This is a genomic window from Kibdelosporangium banguiense, assembly GCF_017876405.1.
In the GTDB taxonomy this organism is placed as follows: domain Bacteria; phylum Actinomycetota; class Actinomycetes; order Mycobacteriales; family Pseudonocardiaceae; genus Kibdelosporangium; species Kibdelosporangium banguiense.
Genome location: NZ_JAGINW010000001.1, coordinates 8383376 through 8395310 on the forward strand (window position 1 = coordinate 8383376; position 11935 = coordinate 8395310).

An 11935-nucleotide genomic window follows, 5' to 3' on the forward strand; every position below is an offset into this window, starting at 1 on the left:
TCACCCGTGCGAATGCGACAGCCCTACGGCATCCGTGCGCTGGTAGGCAGGTTTGACCACTATGTGGGTGTCCGGAGCCAGCCTGACCGACTGTTGCGCCACCTCGAGGTCCCAGGTCGGAGGCCACTGCGTGGTGCTGGACCACAGAACGCCGTCCAGCGGGAGGCCGTCGAGGTCGGCGCCGGTGAGATCGGCTCCTGTCATATCGGTTATCGCCTCGTGCAGGCGTTCCACGGCCCGGCTGAGTCGTTTGAGGAATTCGTCGCCGCACACAGGCAGCAGCAGCCTGGCCAGATCCCGGTCCCACGCCTGAGCGAGTTTGCCGATCGCTGAGGTGTCATATGTCTGCAGCGCATGCGGACGAGCGGCCGTACTTGCCTCGACCTGGTCGATCACGAGCATCTGGTCGCTGTCCCTGGCCTCGTTCAACACGTACACGAACAGATGCAGCCAGGAGGACCAGCCGGCCAGCGTCCGCTGCAGGTCGTCGAGACTCATGGCCAGTTCGTGCGCCATGTTCTTCATTTCCTCGAGCATCACCTGGGCGGAGTCGCGCTCGTCGACGGGGCCTTCCTGCTGGGCTGCGGCCGCCAGCCTCGCGACGGACTTCAGGATTCCCAGTTCGGTACGCGGAAACCAGATCCGGGTAAGCAGCCGCTCATCGGGCGGCATCCGGGCGAACTCGTCGGCGAACGTGTCCAGTTCGGACTCCGGGGTCAGCTGGGCGGCCACCCAGGCCTCGATCATCCCCGTCAGGGTCGCGATCTCGGTGCGAGCCGCGAAGAGCAGCTCGTCGAGCCATGCCGCGAACGCCTCGACACGTGCGTTGAACGACACGTCGAGCGACATGTGCGCGTCGGCGTCCAGCACTGTTTCTATCTCGGCGGCCGACTGTGGCTTGTTTCCGGTGACTTCCGCGAGGAACTCGTCGATGTAGGTGCGGTAATCAGGCTCACCCGCAATGCCGGCCGTCTGTTCGGCCGTAATGGGCCGGAACACCGAACTCGGCAGGGAGAACGCCTCCTGAAGCTGGCCGGCCCATTCCTGTGCGGCGACCAGCTCTCGCGTGAGCGCGACCCGGTTCTCCTCGGTGTGCCAAACTATCTCGTTTGTCGTTGCCAGCCGCTGCTGGAGCATGGTCAGTGAATTGCGCAGTATTTCCACGCGCCTTCTCGCCGCCACGTCACGCAATCTGCGCCTGCGCCGGTCGGGGGTGAACGAGGGAACACCTTGCTCCACCAGATCCTGCCGATACCGGTTGTACCGGCTCATCGAATCGGTGATCTCGTCGCACAGTTCGGTCTGGACCCGCAGAAGTGCCCGGATGGACTGCTCGTGCCCGGCGTTCTTCTCATCCAGCAGTTCGAGTTGCCGCACAGTGTTCTGCGTCACCGACACCAGCGACTCGTCGGCCGAGCCCCGGTTGACGATCGGCCACGACTCGGCCGGGCTCGCGGCTTCCCAGAGCCTGCGGGCGTCGTCTGTCGCGGTGTGCTGGCGTAATGCATCCCCTGCCGTGCACTCGCGGACCAGAGCGGCCACGAACTCCCAGTCGGGCAGGGCCAGGGCGTCGACCCGGCGCGAGATGGTCTGTGCGCTGACCGACAGCGCGCCGGCGAGATCGTTCAAGGTCAGGCCACTGCGGCTGATCAGGTCACGCAGATGCTGCGCCAGCTGCCGGGTCTGCGGGGTGCCACCCTTGAAGTCGTTCCACTTGCCTGCACGGCTCCGATGTTGCATGGGCACCTGGCCGTTCCTCCTGCCGTGTCACATGACGACTACATCCGCAGTCCACAGAGATCGATCATCCGACCTTACCGTCACCGGCCTGCCCCGGCTGGACGGCGGGTAGGCCGGTGAACTCCTTGAGTCGCACCGGGTCCGCGTGCTGAACGGGTGCAAGTGGATTGAGCCGAAAGCAGCTCGCGTTTCGCCGCGCGGCAATGCTGCAATGCCTTATGAAACTGCGAAACCTGTTCATTGCCGCCTTACTCGGCGCCGGCCTGACTGTCATCCCGGCCGCCTCGGCAAATGCGATCGGTGGCCCCAACACACTCACCGTGATCGCCTACTACAGCGATGGCGGCAAACAGACTCTGGTCGGCCAGAAGTGGCTTGGCTGCAGCGGTCCGGGCGGTCAGTGGGGCGAGACCACCACATACATCAACCTGTTCTTCCCGCCCTGCTGACATACGCGTCAACGGCTGACGCGCCATAGACAAACACCGTTGTCATAGCTGATTGTGATGAGGGTTTGCCTGTCCGGGCCGAGTACCGCCGAGTCGACGCGTTCGCCAGGGATGTCGTGGCGGGACAGCAGGCCGAGGACGGCAGGCCTGGCGGAGTCGGCCAGATCCCATAACTGGACTCCCTCTTTGGTATTGGCGACGCCGAGGGAGCGACCGTCGGGACTGAATCGCAGTGGTTCGGTCCGTATTCCACCGAAAACCGGCTCGGGCGGAAGTACGGCCGCCGGAGCCGGTGTGGCATTGGCGAGATCGGACACCTTCCACAGCTGGACAGCCTGATCCCCGCCGACAGTCGCCACTGTGTCGCCGGCCGGGCTTACCGCGGCATAAGTGAACTTGACACCGCTGCTGGCGGAAAGGGACCGGTTCAACGCGGATACGCGTGTGGGCTCGGAGATGTCCCACAGTTGCACTGTTTCGGAAGTGGTCACGGTGAGCAGCGTGCGTCCGTCCGCCCCGAACACCATGGAGTCGACCGGTTTGTCCGCTGTGGCCGTGGCCAGGGTCGCGGGTCCGGCGGGAGTGGAGACATCCAGCAACTGGATTCGGGCGCTCTGGTCGGCGGTGGCGAGTTTTCGTCCGTCCGCGCTCAACGCGATCGCGCTGAAGCCGCTGCTGCCGGAAGGATGGGGGATCGGCTTGCCGAGCGGGGCGGGCCGCGCCGGATCGGTCACGTTCCACAGTCGCACCGCGTTCCCGTCGCTGATCGCGAGAGTTCTTGCATCGGCGGAGAACGCTGCCGAATGAGGGCTGGCCGACGCGGTGCCGAGGTCTGCGGCTTTGGCCGGATCGGACACGTCCCACAGCCGGATCGGCCCGTCGGTGACGATCGTGAGCAGAGTGCGTCCGTCCGGGCTGAGGACTGTCGCGTGCGTGAGTTTCGTCTGTGTGGTCATGGTGCTGCCGGTCAGCTGGAACCGGACGGCTGACGTCGTACTGGACGGTGACGCTGGTCCAGTTGGCTGAGCGTTGTTGGTGAAGACCGGAATGAGAAGGATCGTGCCGACGATGACCAGGACCGTTATCGCGCCGAGGATGAGATAACGGCGGACCCCGGTGTTCTCCTTGGCCGTGTACACAGCCGTCGCGTTGTTGGCGTCCCGTGTGGGAGTTACCACCTGCGTGTCTTGTGAGTCCGCAGCAGGTTCGCTTGGTTCGAGCAGGTCCTGTGCTTGCCGGCTGGTCATCCGGCTGTCGATGTCGCGCGTGAGCAGACCGGTGATCACCGTGGCGAGTGGCGGCTGACAAGGCAGCGGAGGCAGCTCGTCATAGAGGATCGCGTGCAGGGTGGCGGCAGTGGAATCGCGGTCGAAAGGGCCGTGGCCGATGATCGCGTGGCAGAGCGTGGCGCCGACCGACCAGAGATCCGAGGCAGGCGCCGGGTCCTGGCCGTGGAACAACTCCGGCGCCATGTAACCTGTCGACCCCATGATCCCGTCGCGGGTCAGGCGGGTGTCGTCCATGGCGTGGGCGATGCCGAAGTCGATCAGTTTCACCTGGTCACCGGGCAGGACCATGATGTTGCCGGGCTTGACATCGCGGTGCACGACGCCGAGCCGGTGGGCGGCGTCCAACGCGGCCAGTATCCGCGCACCCAGCGTGAGCACCCGGTCTTCGGGCAGGGCACCGGTCTGGTTCAGGACGTCCGCGAGGGTCGGGGCCGTGACCAGCTCCATGACGATGTAGATCGCGTCATCGTCGTCGCCGGCGGGCACGATGTCATGGATGGCGATCACGCCGGGGTGGTGAATCCGGCCTGCGGTCTGGGCTTCGCGCAGGGCCCGTCGGCTGACCAACGCCCGTTCGTCGGCACTGAGCCCGGCCGGTGGACGCAGTTCCTTGACCGCGACCGCCCGCCCGATCAGTTCGTCGGTGGCCTGCCAGACCGTGCCCATCCCGCCGCTGCCGGACAGGGTGCCCAGCCGGTACCGGTTTCCCACAAGCCTTGGCGTTGCCTGGGACCCCTCCATGGCTGTGTTTCCGCCCCCGTACCGCATGTGGATGTTGCCGGCCCACGGTAGCGGAACGGGAGGTGGCGGCGCAGGTCGTCCGCCGAATGGATCAGGCCCGCTGCTCCGGTTCGCGGTCCATTGAGGACGATCCGGGTAACTCGGATGGCGGATTACCATAACAGGTGTTATCGATACGCTGGGTTACGTTGGGAGTGCTTTTCCTTGAGCCACTCCGGACAGTGAATCGCCTGCATGGCGCCGGATCGGTGACCACAAGGGATCGTCAGGCCGCGGTGATTTTAGTTCGTTCGGTGACTGTACGAACGATTTGGAGGAACCCGATGTCGTTCGGCTTGCGGCGTGCGGCCGCTGTCCTGCTCGTTGCCGGGGCGGTGACCGTGCCGGTGGCCGCGAGCGCTGCGGTGCCTGCCTCGGTCGTCGCGATCTCGGCGAACGACAGTGACGCGCAGATCCTGGCCAAGGCGGGCAGCGTCGGCCCGTCGGCACGGCAGAAGGCCTGGCAGCAGATGGAGCTGACGGCGTTCCACCACTTCGGCGTGAACACGTTCACCAACCGGGAGTGGGGGACCGGCACCGAGGACCCGGACGTCTTCAACCCCACCGCCCTGGACACCGACCAGTGGGCCCGAACGTTGCGGGACAACGGTTTCAAGCAGGCCATCCTGACCGCCAAGCACCACGACGGGTTCCTGCTCTACCCCACGAGGTACTCCCGCCACTCGGTGAAGTACAGCTCATGGCAGAACGGGACGGGCGACGTCGTCCGGTCGTTCATCACCTCCGCGCGCAAGTACGGCCTGAAGGTCGGTTTCTACCTGTCCCCGGCGGACCTGCACGAAGCCCAGCCGGGTGGCCGGTTCGGCAACAACAGTCCGTCGATCGAGACCAGCATCCCCGAGATCGGGCTCGACGGCACCCGCCCGGCCGGGCCGGCGTTCAAGGTCGTCGCCAACGACTACAACCGCTTCTACCTCAACACCATGTACGAACTGCTGTCGGACTACGGCCCGATCGACGAGGTGTGGTGGGACGGCGCCGACGCGGTGGGCGGCAACAAGGAGAAGTTCACCTACTCCGACTGGGTCCGGATCGTGCGTACGCTCCAGCCGAACGCCGTGATCTTCCAGGACGGCGGCCCGGACGTGCGGTGGGTCGGCAACGAGAGCGGTATCGCCCGGCCGGGTGAACACAGCGTGTTGCCGTTCCAGGGATCGGCCGACGGCGCCGAGGACAGGCTGACCAGGCCGGCCGACAACTCCGCCGGGGACCTGGGCAGCGACGCCCTGCTGACCCAGCGCGACCCGGACGGCACAAGCCGCTGGGACTTCGTGAAGTGGCTGCCCGCCGAATGCGACACCCCGCTGCGACCGGGATGGTTCTGGCACGCCGACCAGACCCCCAAGTCCCTGGCCCAGCTGCAGTCGATCTACTACGGCTCGGTCGGCCGCAACTGCGTGCTGCTGCTCAACGTCGCCCCGGACAACACCGGCAGGCTGCCGGACGCCGATGTGACGCGACTGGCCGAGTTCACCCAATGGCGTTCCAAGGTGTTCACCAGAGACCTCGCGCGCGGGGCGCGGACAACCTGGCAGGCCGGGCCGTCGAACACGGGCACACTGACCGTCGACCTCCGTTCGCCCAAGAAGGTCAACGTCCTGGGCCTGCAGGAGAACATCGACCTGGGCCAGCGGATCACGTCGTTCGCCGTGGACGCCTGGGACGGCACGGCTTGGCGCACCGTGGCTTCCGAGACAACCATCGGCTACAAGCGTCTGCTTCCGTTGAAGAACTCGGTGACCACACAGAAACTGCGGGTGCGAGTCACAGGGGCGCGAGCCCAACCGGTCATCGCCACCTTCTCCGCGTACGACGACGGCCGGGCGACAAACCTCGCGCTCAACCAGCCCGCGACCCAGTCAAGCACGCACACCACCGGCGCGGCCGCGAGCCGTGCCGTGGACGGCAACACCGACGGCAACTTCGCGAACGGATCCGTCACCCACACAACAGACAGCGCGCCGGATCCGTTGCCCTGGTGGCAGGTCGACCTCGGCTCGGCCAAGCAGATCGGCACGATCAACATCCACAACCGCACAGACTGCTGCGCCCAGCGTCTGTCCGATTACTGGGTCTTCGTCTCGGAAAACCCGTTCGACACCACCAAGACCCCACAGGAACAAGCGCGGACCCCCGGCGTATGGAGCTCCCATCAAACCACCCGGGCAGGCAACCCGACCCAGATCCCCGTAGGCGCGCCAGGCCGCCACGTCATGGTGCGGCAGACAGGGCCGACCGTCCTGTCGTTGGCCGAGATCGAGGTCCTTTCCCAGGTACCCTGAGTCTGATCGCCGTGACACCCTAGAACCCCGTCGCACCAACCCTTAGGGGACCGATCGGTGGTGTCCGCATGCTGCCCCCGGTGAGATCGTCATCAGCACGGCATACTCGCCGGATGTTGGAAAGTATTGCGGGGAAAGGAAAACACTGTGATCCGTCGCCTGCTGCTAGTCGCCGCCACCACCCTGGGTGTCGTCGCCGTGATGCCCGCCGCCCAGGCCCAGGCAATCCCCCAGTGCAGAAGCGGTTACACCTGCCTCTACCAGTGGTACCAGGACGCGGCACACACCGTTTTCGCGGGCTACCTCTCCGTCGACTGCCGAGGCAACTCAGCCAGCAGCGGCACCCGCACCCGCTACCTCGAATTCAACCAAGCCCGCTGCAACGACCTCTGAACCCGGAATCCTCCTGTCCACTGAGGACCGCTGCGGGTCCTCAGTGGCGGGAGAATGTGCGGCGGTAGTCGGTTGGGCCGACGCCGACGCCGCGGTGGAAGTGGTGGCGCAGCAGGGCGGCTGTGCCGAAGCCGCATTGGCGGGCGATTTCGTCGATGCTGAGGGTTGTTTCCTCCAGCAGGCGGCGGGCGTGCAGGACGCGTTGGCCGGTCAGCCATTTGTGGGGTGTGCTGCCGGTTTCGGCGGCGAACTTGCGGGCGAAGGTGCGTTCGGACATCTGGGCGTGCCTGGCCAGGTTGGCGACTGTGTGGTCTTCGCCGAGGTGTTCCAGCATCCAGGTCAGGACTGGGTGCAGGGTGTCGGATTCGCAGACCGGTAGTTCGATGTACTGGCGTTGGCCGCCGTCGCGTTGGGGGGATACGACCATGCGGCGGGCGATGACTGTAGCCGCGCGGGAGCCGAACTCGCGGCGGACCAGGTGCAGGCATGCGTCTATTCCCGCGGCTGTGCCTGCGCTGGTGATGATGTTTCCGTCGTCGACGAAGAGCACGTCCGGGTCGAGTTTGGCCGCGGGGAAGCGTTGGGCGAACATGGTCGTGAAACGCCAGTGTGTTGTGCAGGGCCGATTGTCCAGCAGGCCGGCCGCGCCGAGCAGGAAGGCGCCGGTGCAGACCGACAGCAGGGTCGCGCCGCGGTCGATGGCGGCACGCAGGGCGTCGAGTACCTCGGGCGGGTATTGGTCTCTGACGGTGCACGCGGGCAGGGCCACCAAATCGGCCTCTGCCAAGGTGTTCAGGCCGAAGTAGGGGGTCGTGCGGATGCCGATGCTGGAACGCACCGGGGTTGCCGCCTGTTCACCGACCACACGGAAGTCGAACGCGGGAGCGCCGTCATCGGTGCGGTCCACGCCGAAGACCTCGCAGATCACGCCGAACTCGAACAGGGCGAAGTCCTCGATCAGCAACGCCGCGACGGTCCTCATGGCGTCGCCGAGGTCGCCAGGCTGACACCGAAGCCGATCAGGGCCACGCCGACCGCACCTTCCAGGATCTTGCGGCCGCGGGAACGCTGGAACCACACGCGCACCTTGAGCAGCGTGTACACCACGACTACCAGCCATATCAGCGCCAGCCCGGCGTGCGTGCCCGCCAGGAGCAGGACCTGCGGCAATGCCGGCCTGCTGGTGTTGACGAACTGGGGAAGCAGCGAGAAGTAGAACGCCAGCACCTTGGGATTGGAGATGTTGGACAGAAAACCCTGGCGGAAAGCCTTGAAGAGGATTCGCGGAGTCGCCGGATCCGGCTGGTCCGACGGGCTGTCGTCCTCGGATCCCGCGTCACGACGGCGTGCCAGTGCGGATCGCAGTGACTGGATGCCCAGGTAGGCCAGGTAGACCGCGCCCACGATCTTGAGCACGGTGAACGCCGTCTGGGACTGCACGATCAACGCCGCGACACCGAGCGCGGCGGCCAGGCCCTGCACCAGCAGGCTGGAGACGACGCCGAAACTGGTGTACAGCCCTGGCTGGTGGCCGTGCTTGCCATAAGCGAGGCTGTTCTTCATCACCACGGCGAAATCGGGTCCGGGCGCGATCACCACGAGGATCGCGAAACCGAAGTATGCCCAGTAGTTGACCGGCATCGCAGCTCCCCTCGTATTCCGGCGGGCCGATTGCCAGTGTAGGTCTGGGCGATGACCTCCGCAGATCGAGTGCAATTGTCCACTGCGGACGATCTGTCAGCTGCGACGACAATTCTGTTCGGCAAGATTGACCAGGACGTAGCAAAGTGGGAGGCAGGTTCATCGGGATAGTGGGAGGCGTGCCGGCTGATGTCCGTGCATTCGATCACCGGCGACCGTTGTTTTCGTATCCTGGGAACGATCGAGGTGGACGCCGGGTGGCAGCGGCTCAGGGTGCCACCAGGTCGTCAGCAGATCATTCTCGGCGCGTTGCTGCTGGACGCCAACCGTGTCGTCGGCATGGATCAGCTGATCGACGCCGTCTGGGACGAACGCCCGCCGGCTACAGCGCGTAGTCAGATCCAGATCTGCGTTTCGGCGCTGCGCCAGTCCCTGGCTGGTCCAGGGGAGGCGCCGATCGTCACCATCGCGCCGGGATACCTCATCCGGGTCGCCGACAACGAGCTCGACCTGCACGTTTTCGAGCGGAACCTGGCCAAGGCCGACGTCGCGCAGCAGGAAGGCAGGCTGGCGGAGGCCGTACAGCTGCTGCGTGCCGCGTTGGCCCTCTGGCGTGGTGACGCGCTCGGCGGCGGGGTTGGCAGCCGTCAGTTGACGGCCTGTGCGGTCCGGTTGAACGAGCAACGGATGACCGCGCTGGAGAACTGCGTCGACCTGGAACTGAGGCTCGGCCGGCACCACGACCTGATCGCCGAGCTGACGGGTCTCGTCGAGGAGCACCCGCTGCGGGAACGGCTGCGTGGCCAGTTGATGCTGGCGTTGTACCGCTCCGGACGGCAGGCGGACGCGTTGGGCGCGTACCGGGCTGGCCGTGACGTGCTTGTCGACGAACTCGGCCTTGAGCCCAGCGAGGAACTGCAGGCCCTGGAGAGTGCGATTCTCGCCGGGGAACGGCAGGTCACGCCGACGAACGAGCCGGTTGGCCCGCCCGCCGGTCAGATCGTGCAGCCGAGGCAGCTGCCGGCTGACACCGCCGACTTCACCGGCCGCCGCGAGCCCGTGGCGGACCTGGTCGGCTGGATCGGCGGTGACCAGGGCGCCGTGCCGGTCGTGGTGATCACCGGGATGCCGGGAGTCGGCAAAAGCGCGCTCGCCGTGCACATCTCCCACCATGTCGCAGACCGGTTCCCGGACGGGCAGCTGTACGTCGACCTGCGCGGCAGCCAGCCACAGCCGGCCGATCCCGTCGACGTCCTGTGCCGGTTTCTACGCGCGCTCGGGGTGCCTGGCTCGGCGGTCCCCGAGGAGCTGGAGGAACGGGCCGAGATGTACCGCAGCGTCATGGCCGATCGCAGGGTGCTGGTCGTGCTGGAGGACGCCGCGGCCGAGGCGCAGGTCCTGCCGTTGCTCCCGGGCGGTCCTGGCTGCGCGGTCGTCGTGACCAGCAGGTTCAGGCTGGCCGGGCTGCCGGGCGCACGGCTCTGCGAAGTCGAGGTCATGGACCAGGAGCAATCGCTGGAGCTGCTGGGCAAGGTGATCGGCCGGGACCGGATCGAGGCCGAGCCGGGTGTCGCCGAGGCGCTGGTCGGCACGGTCGGCGGGTTGCCGCTGGCGTTACGCGTGGTCTCCGCACGATTGGTGGCCAGACCACACTGGTCGCTCGCGGCGATGATGGGGCTGCTGGCCGACGAACGCCATCGCCTGGACGAACTGTCACACGGCGAGATCATGGTCCGGGCCAGCCTGGCGCTCACCTACGAGGGCCTCAGCAAGCGCAGTCGCCGCTTGCTGCGGCTGCTCAGCCTGGTCGAGGCGGAGACGTTCTTGGGCTGGATCGCGGCCGCACTGCTGGACGAGCAGCCCGCCCGCGGTGCACACCTGATGGAAAGCCTGGTGGACGCCCAGATGCTCAACGTCGCAGGGGTGGACGTGGCCGGGTATCCCCGCTTCAAGTTCCACGATCTGGTCCGGGTGTTCGCGCGGGAACGCCTGACTGAGTCCGAGTCGCGTCAGGAGTGCCAGGACGCCGTCGAGAGGCTGGTCGGCGGCTGGCTTGCCTTGGCGCGTGAGGCGCACCGACGGCTGTACGGCGGCGACTACACCGTCCTGCACGGCAACGGCCTTCGATGGGACGCCGACCCGTCATACGTCTCCGCAGCGCTCAAGGAACCCTTGCAATGGCTCGAAAGCGAGCAGGCCTGCCTGTGTTCGGCCGTGCGACAGGCCGCCGCGACCGAGTTCGACGAGGCCTGCTGGGACCTCGCGGTCACCGCCGTGACGTTGTTCGAGACTCGTGGGTACTTCGACGACTGGCAGGAGACTCACGAAGTCGCGCTGAACGCGGTCCGGAAGGCCGGAAACTCTCGCGGTGTCGCGGCCGTGATGTGTTCACTCGGGTCGATGCACCTCAGCAGACGCCGTCTGGCACAGGCGGAGCTGATGCTCGAACCGGCGCTGGAGCTGTTCGACGAGCTCGCCGACGTGCACGGACGGGCCCTGGTCACCCGCAGCCTGGGGATCCTGGCGTACATCGAAGGCAGACCGGTCGCGGCGGCCGAGTTGTACGACCGGGCGCAGCACGGCTTCCAGCTGGCCGGTGACCGGATCGGCGAGGCCTACGTGCTCGGCCGCTTCGCCCAGCTCGACATCGGACGCACCCGCTACGACCAGGCGATCGAACGTCTGAGACAAGCCCTGGAGATCTGCCGGGAGACCGGCAACACGCGGCTGGAAGGCCAGTTGCTCTACCGGGTGGGCAGGGTGTTCCTGCTGCAGGGGAACTATGAGCAGGCCGAGCAGATGCTGATGACGGTGCTGGACATGGTCCACGCGACCGGTGACGTGCTGGGGGAGAGTTTCACGCTGCACAGCCTCGGCACCGTCCATCTGCACATGCAGGAACTCGACAAGGCCGAGCCGATCCTGCGACATGCGCTGAGCCTGCGTGAGCGGCTTCGTGATCAGTTCGGCGCGAGCCGTGTACGGCTTGATCTGGCCGCGTTGCTCACGCAGCGTGGCGAGGTTCGTGAGGCGACCGGCTTGGTCCAGGAGGCGTTGCGGGTGTTCCAATCCCGCCGGCTTCCTGCCTGGGAGGACAAAGCCCGGACGGCTCTCGCCGATTTGTCCGGGCTGTCTGATTATCCTCACCAAGGCGTGTCGCCGGGCGGCATCCAGTCGCTCCCTTCAGGTCAGTAACGCGCCCTCAAGCGTCATTTCGGCCCATAGCGCTATCACGTCGCTATCACGGCGGTTATTCCAGGTGACCGGCTTGGCGGAGCCGGAACGATAGTGTCGCGATACCCGATATCCGGACTGTTGTTCGCAGGGCCCTCCCGATCGA

At 66.4% G+C, this 11935-nt stretch carries 8 protein-coding genes; 4 read left to right on the plus strand and 4 right to left on the minus strand.

Features of this window, described 5'->3' with window-relative positions; genetic code table 11:
- Positions 1–1740, minus strand: coding sequence for a helix-turn-helix domain-containing protein (locus JOF56_RS38060; RefSeq protein ID WP_209644266.1), 1740 nt, complete (start codon positions 1738–1740; stop codon positions 1–3).
- Positions 1741–1958: 218 nt separating this feature from the next.
- Here JOF56_RS38060 and JOF56_RS38065 point away from each other — a divergent pair, with 218 nt between their 5' ends.
- Positions 1959–2189 (plus strand): DUF6289 family protein, encoded by a 231-nt coding sequence (locus JOF56_RS38065; RefSeq protein WP_209644267.1) that lies wholly within the window; start codon positions 1959–1961, stop codon positions 2187–2189.
- A gap of 8 nt (positions 2190–2197) precedes the next feature.
- On the opposite strand, the gene JOF56_RS38070 is transcribed toward JOF56_RS38065, so the two are convergent.
- Positions 2198–4219 carry a WD40 repeat domain-containing serine/threonine protein kinase gene (locus tag JOF56_RS38070; protein ID WP_209644268.1) on the minus strand — a complete coding sequence of 674 codons (2022 nt, stop codon included), beginning with the start codon at positions 4217–4219 and terminating at the stop codon, positions 2198–2200.
- A 323-nt stretch (positions 4220–4542) separates the two neighbouring features.
- Between JOF56_RS38070 and JOF56_RS38075 the strand changes: the two genes are divergently transcribed.
- Both JOF56_RS38075 and JOF56_RS38080 read left to right on the plus strand, forming a co-directional pair.
- Positions 4543–6561 carry an alpha-L-fucosidase gene (locus tag JOF56_RS38075; RefSeq protein WP_209644269.1) on the plus strand — a complete coding sequence of 673 codons (2019 nt, stop codon included), beginning with the start codon at positions 4543–4545 and terminating at the stop codon, positions 6559–6561.
- Between the two features lie 147 nt (positions 6562–6708).
- A complete protein-coding gene (locus JOF56_RS38080; protein ID WP_209644270.1) occupies positions 6709–6954 on the plus strand; it encodes a DUF6289 family protein in 246 nt (81 codons plus the stop codon).
- Between the two features lie 40 nt (positions 6955–6994).
- Here the strand turns inward: JOF56_RS38080 and JOF56_RS38085 are convergent, their stop codons facing one another.
- On the minus strand, positions 6995–7936 hold the full coding sequence (locus JOF56_RS38085) for a GlxA family transcriptional regulator (protein ID WP_209644271.1): 942 nt from the start codon (positions 7934–7936) through the stop codon (positions 6995–6997).
- Entirely contained in the window at positions 7933–8595 is a 663-nt protein-coding gene (locus JOF56_RS38090; protein WP_209644272.1) for a LysE family translocator, read from the minus strand. The genes JOF56_RS38085 and JOF56_RS38090 overlap by 4 nt, the downstream gene beginning before the upstream one ends.
- Before the next feature lie 189 nt (positions 8596–8784).
- On the opposite strand from JOF56_RS38090, the gene JOF56_RS38095 reads away from it, so the two are divergent.
- A complete protein-coding gene (locus JOF56_RS38095) occupies positions 8785–11790 on the plus strand; it encodes an AfsR/SARP family transcriptional regulator (RefSeq protein WP_209644273.1) in 3006 nt (1001 codons plus the stop codon).
- The last annotated feature ends 145 nt before the right edge of the window (positions 11791–11935 follow it).